Raw genomic sequence first — 16,915 nt, forward strand, 5'->3', positions numbered from 1 at the left:
GGAAAAGTCAATACAGATTCGCTTGTGAAGACTTACGTCACCCAATGTAAGTGGAGGTTTAGTAATGAAGGGTATACAATCATATTTACAATCGAAAGAAGATATACAGTCTGTGATTAAAGGAATATTAGCTGGAATGGATGAGCAGCTAGTTGCTGGATTATCTGGTTCAGCTAGAGGACTGCTTGTATCCGCTATTCATGGTGAGGTCAATAAGCCTATTTTGCTTGTAACACATCAACTAGTACAGGCGCAACAATTATATGATGACCTTACTGGATTTATTAGTGAAGAAGAAGTCCATTTATATCCAGTGAACGAATTAATTGCATCAGAAATTGCTATTGCTAGTCCCGAATTACGAAGTCAGCGTATCGAGTCATTAATGGCATGGTCAAAAAATAAGTCGGGAATTTTAATTGCTCCTGTTGCAGCATTAAAGCGAATCCTTCCTCCACCAGAATATTGGGAGAAATATCAACTTCCTTTTAAACTAGGTGAGGATATCGATGTTGAAGCTTACCTATCTTCTTTAGTAGACATGGGCTACAATCATGCTTCCATGGTTACTTCTCCTGGTGAGTTTAGTAGACGTGGTGGAATTATTGATGTTTATCCACTCACCGAGAAGCATCCGATTCGCATTGAATTATTTGATGAAGAAATTGATTCGATTAGGTATTTTGACGCAGAAACGCAGCGCTCACTAGATAAACTGAAAGAAATTACAATTGGTCCAGCTACAGAGTTATTGTTGAGTCAATCTGATATTTACACTGCTGGTGAGCGTGTCGAGGAAGCGCTTGCTGAAACATTAAAAACGCTCAAATCTAAAGAATCAAAGGAAACGCTTACAGAGGTGGTAAAGGCTGACATAGAACGTTTGAAAAATCTGGAACATTTTTCAGAAATGTATAAATATATCGGTTATTTGTATAGTCAGCCAGCTAGTTTACTAGACTATTTACCGCCTGATGGCCAAATTATTATCGATGAAATGAGTCGAATACAAGAGACGGCTTTACATTTGGATACAGAAGAGGCAGATTGGTATAGTAGCCTCCTAGCATCTCATCAGATGGTAAAAAATAGTGTCTTCTTTGATTGGCATACCATTTGGGAGCGAATGAAACAGCCGCGATTGTATATGTCTGTATTTTTACGCCATATTCCAAATACACAACCGAAAAATATTATTAATTTATCCTCTAGACCGATGCAAGAGTTCCATGGACAAATGCATTTATTAAAGAATGAATTGAAAAGATGGAAAAAAGGGGATTACTCCGTTATCGTTGTAGCGCCAGATGAACACCGAGCTGAAAAGATCCATTCTATTTTCCTGGATTATGATATGGAATTTGGTATTGCAAAACATCTGTATCTTCCAGTTGAAAAACCGACGATTACAGTAGGTAATATTTCCAGTGGCGTTGAATTGCCAATGCATAAGGTAGTTCTAGTTACGGAGCAGGAGTTATTTAAGAAACGAACAAAACGGCCGCGAAAACAGCAGAAAATATCTAATGCTGAGCGAATTAAGGATTATCAAGAATTAAAGGTTGGCGATTATGTTGTCCATGCAAACCATGGTATTGGAAAGTATCTTGGTATTGAGACATTACAAGTAAACGATTTGCATAAAGATTATATGCTAATCAAATATTCCGGCGATGATAAGTTATTTGTACCGATTGATCAAATCGATCAAGTTCAAAAGTTCGTTGGCTCAGAAGGAAAAGAGCCTAGGTTGTATAAATTAGGCGGAAGTGAATGGAAAAAAGTAAAACGCAAAGTTCAATCCTCCGTGGAAGATATAGCAGATGACTTAATTAAGCTGTATGCTGAAAGACAAGCGAGAAAGGGATTTGCTTTTTCAAAAGATACAGAAATGCAGAGAGAGTTTGAAGCATCCTTCCTATATCAAGAAACGGAGGATCAATTGCGTTGTATAGAAGAGATCAAACGAGATATGGAAAAAGAACGCCCAATGGATCGTTTGCTCTGCGGTGATGTAGGTTATGGGAAAACCGAAGTCGCTATTCGTGCAGCATTTAAAGCAATTATGGATGATAAGCAAGTGGCTTTATTAGTCCCTACTACTATTTTGGCACAGCAGCATTTTGAGACAATTCGAGAGCGGTTCCAGGATTATCCAATATCTATTGGATTATTGAGTAGATTCCGAACTAGAAAGCAACAGAAAGAAACATTGGAGAAATTACGAAAAGGTACGATTGATATTGTTATTGGAACGCATCGTCTTTTATCTAAAGATGTACAGTACCATGATTTGGGTCTGCTAATTGTCGATGAGGAGCAGCGTTTTGGAGTTAAACATAAGGAAAAAATTAAACAGCTGAAAACAAATGTAGACGTACTTACCCTGACGGCTACACCAATTCCGAGGACGCTTCATATGTCTATGCTTGGTGTTCGTGATCTGTCTGTTATCGAAACACCACCAGAAAACCGTTTCCCAGTTCAAACATACGTAATGGAGTATAATCCCGTTTTTATTCGTGAAGCAATCGAACGAGAAATGGCACGTGGTGGGCAAGTATTCTTTCTTCATAATCGGGTAGAAAATATTGAAGAAGTAGCGAGAGAGCTAGGAAGACATGTTGACGCAAGAATTGCTGTTGCTCATGGACAAATGAACGAAACAGAACTGGAAAATGTCATTTTCGCCTTTTTAGAAGGAGAATTTGATGTACTTGTTAGCACAACCATTATTGAAACTGGTGTCGATATTCCTAATGTAAATACGTTGATAGTCAATGATGCGGATCGGATGGGATTGAGTCAACTGTATCAATTGCGTGGTCGAGTCGGCCGTTCTAATCGAGTAGCTTATGCCTACTTTACGTACAAAAGAGATAAAGTGTTGACAGAGGTAGCAGAAAAAAGATTGCAAGCAATAAAAGAATTTACGGAGTTAGGCTCCGGATTTAAAATAGCGATGCGTGATTTATCCATTCGCGGAGCAGGAAATCTATTAGGTGCTCAGCAACATGGATTTATAGATTCAGTAGGTTTTGATATGTACTCACAAATGCTAAAAGAAGCGATTGATGCTCGAAAAGAAGGTAAGGATACAAAAGATATTAAACCGTTTGAATCAGAATTAACATTAAATATCGATGCATATATTCCTGATGAGTATATTGATGATGAAAAACAGAAAATTGATATTTATAAACAATTTCAAACGATGGAATCCAGAGCAGATGCGGATGATTTACGTGATGAATTAATCGATCGTTTTGGTGATTATCCGAAGGAAGTTGATCATTTATTTACGGTAGCAATACTAAAAATGCTAGCTAAGCGGGAACGAATAGTATCAATTAGTGAAAAAAATAACAAAATAGAAGTACTCGTAGATGAAGAACGTAGTCAGCAAATTGATGGCGCAAAACTATTTGAAATAGCGAATACATTTGGCCGAGGCGTACAGTTGGGTACTGAAAAGAATAAGTTAAAGCTTGTATTTAAATACACAAAAGATACAGAAGCCGAGCGTTACTCTAATGTAGCAGAATTTATGGAAAAACTAACAGATGCAAATCGTAAATCGTAAAAAATTGGTATTTCATGTATAGTTATCCTGCTTTGCTTCATACTAAAACCACAACTGATGATTTCCACAGAGAAACTTGGGTAATGATCATCATTATTTAGAAAGTGAGGCTATATTGTATGAAAGCAACAGGAATTGTTCGTCGTATTGATGATTTAGGGAGAGTAGTAATTCCTAAGGAGATCAGAAGGACACTGCGAATTAGAGAAGGAGATCCACTGGAAATTTATGTGGACAGGGAAGGAGAAGTTATTTTAAAAAAATATTCTCCTATTAACGAATTGGGTCATTTTGCCAAGGAATATGCAGAGGCACTGTTTGACTCCCTACAAACGCCTGTAATTATTTCCGATCGCGATGAAGTGATTGCTGTAGCAGGCGAATCAAAAAAAGATTATTTAAACAAAAATATTAGCTCAACTTTAGCGAAAATAATTGAAGGTAGAACGCATATTATTGAAAAAGAACCACAAACCTTAGAGATTATCGAAGGACATGAGCAAGAATTAAATTCCTATTGTGTTAGTCCAATTATCGCTAATGGTGATGTAATTGGCTCTGTTGTGATTTTTGCCAAAGAGGGAGAACCATTTAGCAAAGTAGAGCAAAAAGCAGCAGAAACAGCTGCAAGCTTTTTAGCTAAGCAGATGGAATAATATACTTGCTTATCTGTTTTGTATGCAAGCTGTCATTCTAATAATGGGATTAGAAGGCAGCTTGTTTGATTTGAGAAAATGTTAAGTAGTTTCGCTTGAATGCATAACAATTTAGTACGTAAATGAAGACCGATAACTTTAGTATAATTCGTGTCTTCAGAAATAGTATTCATTATGCCAAGTTAAAATAAGCGGAGTAGTCTTATCCTCAAAGACGGCCAAGGATGAGGGTTTCCTTTCATTTTAAATTCTATGCTATAATGGGTGGATAAACGTATGAATTAAAGGAAAGTTCAACATGAATAGTAATGAAACTAAACAGCTCGTTAAAGGGGCATTAATACTAACAATAGCTGGAATCATAAGCAAACTATTAAGTGCTGGTTATCGAATACCGCTACAAAATTTAACCGGTGATATTGGTTTTTATGTCTATCAACAAGTCTATCCTATTTTAGGAATCGGTTTTATGTTAGCGCTCTATGGGTTTCCGTCTGCGATATCCAAAATGGTTGTAGATAGGAAATCCCAGTATCAAGAGCTATCATTATTTAGTTTCTATCTGCCTGTTTTATTTATCCTCTTTTTGATAAGTGGAGGGCTATTTGTTTTTTTATTGGTGAATGCTCCATATATTGCAGGCTGGATTGGAGATAGCCTTTTGATAGAAACATATCGATTTACAGCTTTTGTTTTTTTGCTTATTCCAGTTATTGCTTTATTGCGTGGCGTCTTTCAAGGAAATTATCTGATGAAACCAACCGCTTTTTCACAACTGGCTGAGCAAACGATACGTGTAGCTGTGATTATCGCAACCGCAATAGCAATTGCAGAAAGCGGAAAATACATTTATGAAATTGGAAAATGGGCTGTAATAGCCTCTATTTTGGGGCAAATTGCCGCAATTTGCGTCCTTATCCTATATTTTTTCCGAACCAGACCGTTTGCTATCAAGCAGGAAAAAATCCCTTGGAGCTATTATGTGTCTACAATTTTTATGTTTGGCGTCATAGCTACCTTGAATCATATGGTGCTGCTTATTTTGCAGTTTGCTGACACATTTACTCTCTTTCCAAGTTTGTTAAAAGGGGGGTATTCAAAAGTAGCAGCAATGGAGGCAAAAGGCGTGTTTGATCGCGGACAACCACTGATTCAACTGGGAACCGTGTTTGGTTCATCATTGGCGTTAGCACTAATACCATCCATTTCCAAGAAAAAGTTGTCAGCGGATCCGCATACATTTTATCCATACATACGTGTAGCTATGGTTTTTAGTGTGTATTTAGCAGCAGGGGCTACGATTGGACTGATACTAATCTTTCCAGAAGTAAATCTAGCTTTATTTCAGGATCAACAAGGAACAAGAGAGTTGCAAGTGCTTGTATGTTCCATTGTTTTAAGCTCGGTAGCTATTACCGCTTCGTCTATTTTGCAGGGGTTAGGTTATATAAAGCGAGTTGCCTTGTTTATATTAATCGCTTTTTTCGTAAAATGGATTGCCAATCAAGTACTTGTTCCCTCATTCGGTTTAATGGGAAGTTCGGTTGCTACAGTTTTAGCGTTATTTTTATTTTGTGTGGTGGCACTAACAGAGTTACGCAGAAAATTACCGCTCTTAAAATTATTAAGGGCGATACGCTGGCAAGCGCTTTTATTATCGGCTGTTATCATGATTATTTATTTATATATAGTTCAATGGTTATTCCTTTCGTTCTTTGACGACTCTAGGCTTGGTTTATTTTTGTTTGTTAGTCTGCTTTCCATCACAGGTGCGCTTGTATATGGATATAGCTTAATAAAACTACGGGGATTCACAGAGGAGCAATTACAAATGCTTCCATTTTCTATCCATCTGATGAAGTTAAAAAACAGGAGAGATGAGCATGTTTAAGGTTGAAATAGTTGGATTAGGTGCAGGTGATTTAGATCAATTACCTTTAGGAATTTATAAAAAATTAGTATCTGCAAAAAAAACAGTCTATACACGTACAATTGATCATCCAGCGGTGTTTGCTTTACAAAAAGAAGGTACTATCTTTCATTCATTTGATTATTTGTATGAAGAAGAGCAACAATTTTCCCGCGTATATGAGCGAATCGTTGAGGTTATTCGAGAGAAAGCGATGAAGGATGATGTAATCTATACCGTGCCTGGACATCCCATGCTTGCCGAAAAAACAGTACAATTACTATTAGAGCAAAAAGGGCTGAACGTGATAATAGTCGGTGGAAGCAGCTATTTAGATGATATCTTTACAGCGTTGAAAATTGATCCGATTGAGGGCTTTCAGTTTGTTGATGCTACGTCTTTTAATCGAAGCGGATTAAATTTTAAGAACCACCTTGTTTTTTCACAAGTTTATGATCAGTTTGTTGCATCAGAGGTAAAATTAACCTTACTAGAGGACTTGCCGGCAGATTATCTAATTACGGTTGTGGAATCTGCAGGAAGCAAAGCTCAGTCGATAAAGCAAATACCACTAGAAATGTTAGATCGTACGGTGGAAGTAAGTAATTTAACAAGTGTTTACATCCCTCCTGCACCAGACGCTGTATTACATCATACATTTTGGCAACTGCGCAAAGTTATTCAAAAGCTTCGTGGACCTGAAGGTTGTCCTTGGGATCAGGCACAGACGCATGAAAGCTTGCGGGAATTTGCGATTGAAGAGGTATATGAATTAATTGACGCTATTAATACTCAAGATGATAACGGAATCGTTGAAGAATTAGGAGATGTACTTTTACAAGTGATGCTCCACAGTCAAATTGGGGAGGATAATGGATATTTTAATATCGATGATGTCATTCGCGGTATTACAGATAAAATGATTCATCGTCATCCTCATGTTTTTAAAGATACTGCTGTGAATAGTATTGCTGAAGTAAAAAGTAACTGGGATCAACTGAAACAGGCCGAAAAAGGTCATGCACGCACTTCTATGATAGATGGTGTGGCGAAGCATTCACCTTCGTTAATAAGAGCATATCAATTACAAAAGAAAGCAGCAAAAGCAGGTTTTGATTGGGATAAAGTATACGGTGTATGGAATAAGCTGGAGGAAGAGATAGCTGAGTTTAAAACTGCCATTTCAGCTGAATCCATGAATGAACAGGAAATGGAGTTTGGTGATATTTTATTTGTGCTTGCTAATTTAGCAAGGCATTATAACATTAACCCTGAGGTAGCATTAAACAGAGCAAATGAAAAGTTTATATCGCGTTTTACTTATATTGAGCAGATGCTTATAAAGCGTGGCAGTTCGATTCATGACGCCACATTTGATCAAATGAGCGAATTATGGGAAAGAGCAAAAGAAGGGGAGAATTAACATGCGATTAGATAAATTTTTAAAAGTATCCCGATTAATTAAAAGGCGAACACTAGCAAAAGAAATAGCAGATCAAGGGAGAATAACTATAAATGGGAAACAAGCAAAAGCCTCATCTACATTGACTGTAGGTGATGAGGTTGTTATTCAGTTTGGGCAAAAGCTCGTCACGATTCAAGTAAATGAATTACGAGAAACGATTAAAAAAGATGAAGCAGCCTCACTGTATACAGTAATAAAAGAAGAAAAATTAAATAGCTAGAATTTGTTCTACTCTTGTCCCTCCTATCATAAAGTAATATTGATAAGGAGGGCTTTTTAATGAATTATTATGAGAATAAAGAAAATATAACTCGTACGACAATAGATCATAATGTGAAGATTAATAATCGTAAAAACTTAGAAATAAGCGGTGTGAAAGAAGTAGATAGTTTTGACAACGAAGAATTTCTTTTGGAAACGGTAATGGGTTATTTAATTGTTCGCGGACAAAACCTTCAATTAAAGAATCTGGATGTGAATGAAGGATCTGTTGTCATCAAAGGGAAAATTTATGAGCTTTCTTATATAGATGAACAGCAGGAGAAAGCTAAAGGATTCTTTAGCAAGTTATTTAAATGAGTTTAAGTACACAGTTTATAACGATGCTAACGATGATCTCAAGCGGTTTTTATATCGGTGTTATTCAGGATACTTTTCGCCGCTTTACTCCTTATTGGAAAAACAGGCGAATCATGACATATGTTATGGAAATCGGGTTCTGGTTAACCCAAACGTTATTGTTATTTTATATTTTGTTTTTAGTCAATGGCGGGGAGATTCGACTGTATATTATACTTGCCTGCTTATTAGGGTTTTCCGCTTATCAGGCAGTTGCGGCAACTAGTTATAAAAAGCTATTGGAGCATATTATTCGAATAGTTAGTGCAGTGTACCGTTTCTTTGTTAAAGTCGTACAAGCTGTGATTACTTCTCCAATAAAAGGAATTATTTTCCTTCTTTATAAAATCATCATGTGGCTTATTAAGCTTATACTTAAGCTTATTTTATTTGTCATCATAGTTATTATTACACCGATAAAATGGCTCCTTTTATTCATCTATCGCTTACTTCCTAAAAAATTTCAAGGATTTATATTAAAATTAGCAGGAATTTATAGTACAATGAAGAATAAGTGTATAAAGATATGGAAGTATGTGAGCTTGAAGAGGAGGTAAAACGTTGGCCCGAGAAAAACGAACAGTAACAGAATTAGATTCGAATTACATGCAGCAATATAATGCTCATGTAGAAAGGCAGAAGCGAAAAAAACAACGTTTAATTCGGCGTCTTGTGTTGTTTTCTATCATAGCACTAATTGCTTTTGGTAGTATGACGACATACCATATAAAACAGCGTGCTCTTCATGCAGAAAAAAAAGAAGAATATGAAAGATTGCAACAGGAAATAGTTGATTTAAAAAATGAAGAGGTCAGCTTACAAGAAGAAGCAGAACGATTGAAAGATGAAGAATATGTATTAGAAATAGCCAGAACGAATTATTTCTTCTCTAAAGAAGGCGAATTAATCTTTAAACTACCGGATGAGGAACCCGCTTATTGACACACTTTCACTTGCTTGGCTATAATATAGTAGTAAGCTGATGATATGTCATTAGTGATTAAATATTAGTTTCCTAAAAATCTTAAGGAGGAGCATTTTTTTTATGTCAATTGAAGTAGGCAGCAAGCTGCAAGGTAAGGTAACTGGTATCACTAATTTCGGAGCCTTTGTAGAAATCGAGCAAGGAAAAACAGGACTTGTTCACATTAGTGAGGTTGCCGACAACTATGTCAAAGACATTAACGATCACCTTTCAGTCGGTGATGAGGTAAAGGTCAAGGTCATTAATGTTGAAAAGGACGGGAAAATTGGCTTATCTATCAAAAAAGCAATAGATAAACCAAAACGTCAACGAGATAGCCGTGAACGGATGGAATCTTTTGAAGCAAAAATGAATCGCTTTTTAAAGGATTCAGAAGACCGTCTTGCCTCTTTAAAGAAGCACACGGAATCCAAACGTGGGGGTCGAGGTGCTAAAAGAGGATAGCAGTTGCTGTCTATAAAAAACGATAATAATGCTCTAGTTATAAATTGTGTTTTTGCAGTTAGCATCTAGTTGTCAAAATAGCGAACCTTTGTTGTAAGAAAGACGAACAAAAAGCAGGGATTACCAATATGGCGTAATCCTTGCTTTTGTTCTTGTTTGGGAAAGATATCGGTTTGTATAGTGGATAACTTTTTTTCAAAAGTATCTTCGTCTAGCTTAAGCGCTCAAGCTGCAGCAAATTTCGATCTTCTTATTAGATAAGTCAACATCTGCTCGAATCAAAAGGAAGGCCGACTAAAAGCGGGCTTGCCGCTCAGTGTCGGCATACCCCTATTTAGAGGCATGTTTCCTTTATACGGAATGTAAGGAGCCGTACTTCCCTCATTTGAAAATCTGCTTATTATTTTTTGCGATCTTATCTTTATAAGAGAAAAGGTTCTTCAACTCTCGACTTGTTCGGGTCGACAGGGAAAGCTTCATGAATAAGCATCGTAGAAAAAGTGTACTTCTTTTTCAAGGACAAGAAACAACCCATGACAGCGATACATCGCACGCATAAAAAGCGTTCTTCTTTTTCAAGGAAAAAAGCCCTCCTTCTAAGACCTGCCCTCCATCCTACGAGGTGAACCCTAGGAGGGATAAGTCGAGTGATCTAACTGCAAGTCAAATTTCCGAGTCTGTTCGAAGGCCTTTAGGTCATACCATTAAGGTACTAACATTTCTTGGGAAAAGCATTCCAATAAATGAAGTTTCACTTTATCCCGGATGTAAGGATCCGTATTTTTCTCATTTCAAAAATGTGCTAATGATGTTTGAACATGATGAGAAAAAACGGGTCCTAAATCCCCGATTCGTTTAACTAACATTCAAGGAGAAAAGCACTCCTTGAATGAAGTTTCACTTTATCCCGACAGAAGTTCTCCAGTTTGTACATAGGTCATTATCAAATTTAATATAACCAAGTTTTCTAACAGATCCTGAATAGACAACAAAAACTCCCTGTAATGTAAACAGGGAGTTTTTGTGATTTATATGATAGCGGCGGAGGGGATCGAACCCCCGACCTCACGGGTATGAACCGTACGCTCTCGCCAGCTGAGCTACACCGCCAAATAAGCCAACATGAAATATAATACAGCAGGAAGCTTAGTCTGTCAACAATTATTTAGTAGTCATTATAAAGGAGTCATAAATAGAAAACTTCTAATGGGATGGATGTTGAATCTCCCAATAAAAATACTGAGCAGTTAATTATATAGGAATCTCGTTTCCTAAGTAATAATTAATTATACCGTTAAAACTCGAATTATGCTTTATTATTTGTTTAGCAAAAAAAGAATAGATAGGAATATGCAGTATTCGGCAAAAAATGTAGTTTATTTCATGGGGAACTACATTGAGGGAAGCTTTTATACATGCCTAGGAAAACAAAATCTTTTTATATGATGAATATTTTTTTGAAAGTAGCTTCGTTGTTTAGCTTAAGCGCTCGCGCAGCTAGCAAACTTCGCTCTTCTTCCTACAATAAGTCAACATCGGCTTGAATCAAAAGAAAAGCCGACTAAAAGCGGGCTTGTCGCTCAGATGTCGGCATACCCCTGTTTTAGAGGCATGTTTTCTAAGGTGCCGAAAGTCTCCTCCTTCCAGAGTTAAAGAAAATACGGAGATAAGAGGGAGAAAACGGCACCTAAATGCCTGATTGGTTTAAGGGCCTTTAGGTCATACCCTTGTGGTACTAACATTCCGTGGAAAAGCATTCATGGAATGAAGTTTCACTTTACCCCGTCAGAAGAGTTCCAGTTTGCTCGTCGTTAACCGAGTGCTTCTAGCTTTTGTTCATGAAGAAGAATGATTCGGATAAGCAACTGATAAAAGTCTTAAACGCTCAGCTGTAAATAAAATGGTATTTAACTAAACTCAAAAAATAAGTTCAGTTTAAGCGAACTGGTGTTCGTGTTGAAAACTGTTTAAGGCATAAAAAGACGTCGAACGAATTTTTAATGAAGCTCCGTTGTTTTGACAAAAATAGTTAGCATATTGTGATTTAATGATATGCACAAGAGGGAGTGGTAGTTATGATGGATTCAATTTCAAGAATGGAACCTAAAGCATTCGGAGTGCGGCGAACCAATCAAATGGACAAGCTTCGAAGCCGGCTATATGCAAAGCTAAAACATATATTGCTAGAGCGGAGCTGGCTATTTTATGTTATTGGTTTTTTGTTGGGACGAGCAGTTATATTATCAGTTGTTTCTCCTTTTGCGGTAGCTTTTTTAGCAACAGTATGGTTTGTTCATAAGGAAAAAACAATTAGAACTATTGTTGCCATTATGCTTGGTGCTTTAAGCTATTCTGTTACCCACGGTATCTTCATTACTTTAGGGCTACTTGTCTTTGTTTTTTTAGCGGGATTGTTTAAGCAGGCAAAGCGTCAGCAGCTGCTAATACCGTTATTTGTCTTCTTAGCTACTGCAGGGACGCGTATTTTTCAATATTCCATTGAACGCCAGTTAGCAGCTTATGAATGGATGTTTATTTTAGTAGAAGGAGTGTTAGGAACAGTTCTTGTTTTAATATTTATGCAAAGCTTGCCTTTATTATCACCAAAAAGGTATAATCCGGTGCTAAAAAATGAAGAAATCGTCTGTATGATTATTCTTATTGCTTCCATTCTAACTGGAACGATAGGATGGCAGCTTTATGGTGCAGCAATTGAGCAAGTTTTTTCTCGTTATTTTGTTTTAATTCTTGCCTATGTCGGTGGAGCTGCCATTGGTTCAACGGTAGGTGTAGTTGCCGGACTAATCTTGTCACTTGCAAATGTTGCGAATTTATATCAAATGAGCTTACTAGCGTTTTCTGGTCTTTTAGGCGGATTATTAAAAGAAGGGAAAAAACCAGGTGTAGCTGTAGGATTATTTGTTGGTACCTTTTTAATTGGAATTTATGGAAATGCGACAGAACTTGTTCCATCTATTATGGAATCTTCCATTGCCATTGTACTGTTTTTGCTTACACCGGCAAATTGGTTTAAAAACTTGTCCCGATTTATTCCGGGGACAGATGAATATACAAATGAACAGGAACGATATTTACAAAAAATTCGTAACGTTACCGCTAAACGAGTAGAACAATTTTCTGATGTGTTTCAAGCATTATCGAATAGCTTTGCCACTGCTGATGGACAACATGAAAGTGAACAGGAAGCACAACGGGAGACTGATTTTTTTTTAAGTCAAGTAACCGAAAAAACATGTCAAAACTGCTTTAAGAAAGAAAGATGCTGGCAAAAGGAGTTTGATAAAACGTATACATTAATGGAAATGCTGAAGGATGGTATACAAGAAGGAGGGAAACCACCAAGAAAGGCATTACGAGAATTTGAAAACTTTTGTGTAAAGCCACAAAAAGTCATTGATGTGATGAAGGAGGAGACTTCCTATTTTGAAGCAAATCAAAAGCTAAAACAACAAGTATTAGAAAGTAAGAAGTTGGTGGCAGAGCAATTACAAGGTGTATCAGAGGTGATGGAGGATTTTGCTAAAGAGATTTTAAAGGAACGAGAACATCATGAGCAACAGGAACTGCAAATTGTTCACACTTTAAAACAGATAGGATTAGAATTAGAGAAATTGGAAATTTATAGTTTGGATAAAGGGAATATTGATATTGAAATGACATTAACTTTTTATAGCTACCACGGAGAAGGGGCTAAGTTAATTGCACCAATATTATCTGACATCTTAAAAGAAGTAGTTGTTGTGAAGCAGGAGGAAATTGCGCCGTTTCCAAACGGTTATAGTTATCTCGCTTTTGGTTCAGCAAGGGAGTTTGTTATTGAAACAGGAGCGGCTAATGCTGCTAAGGGAGGAGGACTTATTTCTGGAGATAGTTATACGACCATTGAATTGGGAGCTGGTAAATTTGCCATGGCGATTAGTGATGGTATGGGAAATGGGGCACGTGCCCAAGAAGAAAGTGTAGAAACACTGCGGTTGTTACAGCAAATTTTACAAACGGGAATACCTGAAAAGGTAGCAATCAAATCCATTAATTCAATTTTATCCTTACGGTCGACGGATGAAATATTTGCGACATTGGATTTAGCAGTAATAGATTTGCATGACGCATCTGTACAGTTTTTAAAAATTGGTTCCACACCGAGCTTTATTAAACGGACAAATGAATTGATTAAAATAGAAGCAAGTAATTTGCCAATCGGAATTATTCAGGAGTTTGATGTAGATATTGTCAGTGAACAGTTACTACCAAATGATATATTAATCATGATGAGTGACGGCATTTTTGAGGGTCCGAAACATGTTGAAAATACAGATATATGGCTGAAGCGTAAAATTCGTGAAATGCGAACGAATGATCCACAAGAGATTGCGGATTTAATTTTAGAAGAGGTGGTTCGTACAAGATCAGGAGAGATTGAAGATGATATGACGGTGGTTGTTGCTAAAATCCAAAAAAATATTCCTAAATGGTCATCGATTCCAATTCATACTGCGTAATATTTTATTTGTTTTACGAATAGCTAATAAATTCTTACTTCTAGTTAGAATGTATCATATTTGATATCGAGGTGATTCGAGAGTATAAAAAGCAGGCTTTATCGTATAACTAAAAAGAGGACCACTAAAAGTTTAGTGCATGCTTAAAAAATTATAAAATTTTTCCATTGGGATATTTTTGAGATGTGGCTTCGTCTAGCTTAAACGCTCAAGCTGTAACAAACTTCGAACTTCTTGCTACGATAAGTCAACATCAGCTTGAATCAAAAGGAAGGCCGACTAAAAGTGGGCTTACCGCTCAGGCGTCGGCAAACCCCTGTTTTAGAGGTATGTTTCCTTTATCCCTGTAAGGTGCTGTAAGTCTTCTCTTCAAGAGTTAAAGAGAATACGGAGAAGTCAAAGAGGGAGAAAACGGCACCTAAATGCCGATTCATTCAAGAGCCTTTAGGTTATACCCCTCCCGGTACTAACATTCCGTGTAAAAAGCATTCCATGGACTGAAGTTTCACTTGACCTCGTTAGAAGTTCTCCAGTTTGTATGTCGCTACCTGAGCGCTTTAAGCTTTTGCTCCAACCTGCCACTTTCAGACCATGTATAGATACGGTTAAAAATGGTGATGATGGTACTGAAATAGTTGGGAGGTAGATGGAGTTGAGAAAAGGAACCTTAAGGCAAATTTTACTTATTACAGATGGATGCTCCAATCAAGGTGAAGATCCTGTTGCAACAGCCTCGTTGGCGCATGAGCAAGGAATAACCGTTAATGTAATTGGCATATTAGAAGATGATCAGTTAGAAGAGACGGATAGTTTAAGAGAAGTTGAGGATATTGCGCTGTCAGGCGGAGGTGTGAGTCAGCTTGTCTATAAGCAAGCATTGTCGCAAACGGTTCAATCAGTAACCAAGCAGGCGATGACACAGACAATGCAGGGATTTGTTAATCAAGAGCTTCAACAGATTTTAGGGAAAGGTCAAACGTTGGAAGATGTAGAACCGGAAAAACGTGGCGAAATTATGGAAGTTGTAGAGGACATGGGAGAAACTTGTGATTTGGAAGTACTTGTTTTAGTAGATACGAGTGCCAGTATGTATGATAAGCTTCCCACGGTTAAAGAAGCGTTAATTGATTTATCGATTAGTTTAAACGCTCGAATTGGTCGGAATCGGTTTGCTATTTGCCGTTTTCCTGCCAAACGAAAAACCATGGAAAAAATTCTGGATTGGTCGCCTGCTCTAGATACGATATCATCCATTTTTCCGAAGCTGACTAGCGGAGGTGTTACCCCAACCGGACCGGCAATTCGTGAAGCAATGTACCAATTTAGCAAGAAGGGCTTACGAAGGAGCTTTATAAATGAAGACGAACCAGGGCTGGAAGAAGCATAATTATGATGTACGACCAGGAATTAAGATTCGTGGAAAGTGGCATGGAAAGACATATTTAATAAAAAGCAAGCTTGGGTCTGGTGCAATTGGAGCCGTATATCTTTGTGAAAGTAATGGGAAACATGCGGCTTTAAAGCTAAGTGATAACCGTTCATCAATGACAGTTGAAGTTAATGTGTTGCAGTCTTTAGGAAAGGTCCAAGGAAATCGACTTGGACCTTCTTTGTTGGATGTGGATGATTGGACATCGCCAACTGGAACGAAGTATTCTTTTTATGTCATGGAGTACTTGCAAGGAGAACCATTAATTTCGTATATTCAAAGTCGTGGGCAAGCGTGGATTGGCGTGTTTATGATTCAGCTTCTAGATGTTTTAGAAGACTTGCATAAGAGCGGGTGGGTATTTGGTGATTTAAAAACGGATAACCTCCTTGTCGTATCTTCCCCACCGAAAATACGCTGGGTAGATGTAGGTGGAATGACGCAAATGGGGAGGGCGATTAAAGAGTATACGGAATTTTTTGATCGAGGATATTGGGGGTTAGGCAGTAGAAAAGCAGAACCAAGCTATGACCTATTTGCATTTGCTATGATTTTTATCCATGTTTACTATCCACAAAGATTTGCAAAAGGTCCGCACCCGCAAAAAATGCTATTTCGTAAAATAGATGAAGCAAAAGCATTAATCCCGTACCGTTCTTTATTAAAAAATGCCATAATGGGAAAATATCGTTCGAGCACGCAAGTGAAAAAAGAATTAGTACAAATCATTTACACGGCTCAGCGGAAACGTCAGCAACAAAAGACTCAAGGACAATCGGTAAAGCAATCCGCACTGTTACTGGAAGCAGGGGGAATTTCCATGATGGCAGTAAGTTATTATGTAATATCTTTGCTTTTTCAGTAAGTAGGATTGTGATAGGATAATACTAAAGGAATTTTTAACAAAACTAAAAAAGCAGATGCGCATTTTTGGGATAGAGCTGGGTTATCCTTGAACAGAAATTAAAAAGTCTAACATGGAAAATAAGTTGGTGCATTTTAAATAGAAGTTGATGCGACTTGTAAATTTATGTTTGACACATGGGCACAGCTAGGCAATTTTTCTTCTTCTCGTTTTTTAGGTATTCGAATCTAAAGCAAAATGGCTTAACCAGTGTGGTAAGCGAAAAGCCTTTTTTACACTATAAGAAAGTATAAAACTTTAGGCTTTTAGGCTTTATAGTATAAGAAAAACTATAGCTTTCGCCATAAAGACTTGGCGACAAGCCAAGTTTTTCTAAGATTGCATATTTTATGCTCCTAATAGTTAGAAGTGTTTGAAACATGTTAAATGCCCCAGTTCTTT

Annotated in this window: 12 protein-coding genes and 1 tRNA gene; 12 read left to right on the forward strand and 1 reads right to left on the reverse strand. The window is 37.3% G+C overall.

From position 1 onward, the window contains the following. Positions 1 to 64 precede the first annotated feature (64 nt). From mfd to KQI21_RS04400, 9 genes are all read left to right on the forward strand, one after another. Positions 65 to 3,583 carry a transcription-repair coupling factor gene (gene mfd, locus KQI21_RS04360; protein WP_216482817.1) on the forward strand — a complete coding sequence of 1,173 codons (3,519 nt, stop codon included), beginning with the start codon at positions 65 to 67 and terminating at the stop codon, positions 3,581 to 3,583. 119 nt (positions 3,584 to 3,702) lie between these two features. Then, positions 3,703 to 4,239, forward strand: coding sequence for a stage V sporulation protein T (gene spoVT, locus KQI21_RS04365; protein WP_216482818.1), 537 nt, complete (start codon positions 3,703 to 3,705; stop codon positions 4,237 to 4,239). Positions 4,240 to 4,537: 298 nt separating this feature from the next. Further along, positions 4,538 to 6,130 carry a putative polysaccharide biosynthesis protein gene (locus tag KQI21_RS04370; RefSeq protein ID WP_216482819.1) on the forward strand — a complete coding sequence of 531 codons (1,593 nt, stop codon included), beginning with the start codon at positions 4,538 to 4,540 and terminating at the stop codon, positions 6,128 to 6,130. Beyond that, entirely contained in the window at positions 6,123 to 7,571 is a 1,449-nt protein-coding gene (gene yabN, locus KQI21_RS04375; protein WP_216482820.1) for a bifunctional methyltransferase/pyrophosphohydrolase YabN, read from the forward strand. Before KQI21_RS04370 ends, yabN begins: the two co-directional genes overlap by 8 nt. A gap of 1 nt (position 7,572) precedes the next feature. Further along, positions 7,573 to 7,833, forward strand: coding sequence for an RNA-binding S4 domain-containing protein (locus tag KQI21_RS04380; protein ID WP_216482821.1), 261 nt, complete (start codon positions 7,573 to 7,575; stop codon positions 7,831 to 7,833). A 59-nt stretch (positions 7,834 to 7,892) separates the two neighbouring features. Beyond that, positions 7,893 to 8,192 (forward strand): sporulation protein YabP, encoded by a 300-nt coding sequence (gene yabP, locus KQI21_RS04385; RefSeq protein ID WP_216482822.1) that lies wholly within the window; start codon positions 7,893 to 7,895, stop codon positions 8,190 to 8,192. Then, the gene (yabQ, locus tag KQI21_RS04390; protein ID WP_216482823.1) at positions 8,189 to 8,788 is read left to right on the forward strand and encodes a spore cortex biosynthesis protein YabQ; all 600 of its coding nucleotides are present in this window, start codon (positions 8,189 to 8,191) and stop codon (positions 8,786 to 8,788) included. Before yabP ends, yabQ begins: the two co-directional genes overlap by 4 nt. Positions 8,789 to 8,792: 4 nt before the next feature. After that, positions 8,793 to 9,173 (forward strand): FtsB family cell division protein, encoded by a 381-nt coding sequence (locus KQI21_RS04395; protein WP_216482824.1) that lies wholly within the window; start codon positions 8,793 to 8,795, stop codon positions 9,171 to 9,173. A gap of 103 nt (positions 9,174 to 9,276) precedes the next feature. Continuing rightward, on the forward strand, positions 9,277 to 9,660 hold the full coding sequence (locus tag KQI21_RS04400; protein ID WP_077317487.1) for a S1 domain-containing RNA-binding protein: 384 nt from the start codon (positions 9,277 to 9,279) through the stop codon (positions 9,658 to 9,660). Positions 9,661 to 10,696: 1,036 nt separating this feature from the next. Here the strand turns inward: KQI21_RS04400 and KQI21_RS04405 are convergent. Continuing rightward, positions 10,697 to 10,770, reverse strand: a tRNA-Met gene (locus KQI21_RS04405). A gap of 965 nt (positions 10,771 to 11,735) precedes the next feature. On the opposite strand from KQI21_RS04405, the gene spoIIE reads away from it, so the two are divergent. From spoIIE to prkT, 3 genes are all read left to right on the forward strand, one after another. Beyond that, positions 11,736 to 14,180, forward strand: a complete 2,445-nt coding sequence (gene spoIIE, locus KQI21_RS04410) for a stage II sporulation protein E (protein WP_216482825.1) — start codon at positions 11,736 to 11,738, stop codon at positions 14,178 to 14,180. 652 nt (positions 14,181 to 14,832) lie between these two features. Then, positions 14,833 to 15,567, forward strand: a complete 735-nt coding sequence (locus KQI21_RS04415) for a VWA domain-containing protein (protein WP_216482826.1) — start codon at positions 14,833 to 14,835, stop codon at positions 15,565 to 15,567. After that, positions 15,536 to 16,474 carry a serine/threonine protein kinase PrkT gene (gene prkT, locus KQI21_RS04420; RefSeq protein WP_216482827.1) on the forward strand — a complete coding sequence of 313 codons (939 nt, stop codon included), beginning with the start codon at positions 15,536 to 15,538 and terminating at the stop codon, positions 16,472 to 16,474. The genes KQI21_RS04415 and prkT overlap by 32 nt, the downstream gene beginning before the upstream one ends. The last annotated feature ends 441 nt before the right edge of the window (positions 16,475 to 16,915 follow it).

This window comes from Virgibacillus proomii (assembly GCF_018916875.1).
Classification (GTDB): Bacteria; Bacillota; Bacilli; order Bacillales; family Amphibacillaceae; genus Virgibacillus; species Virgibacillus proomii_B.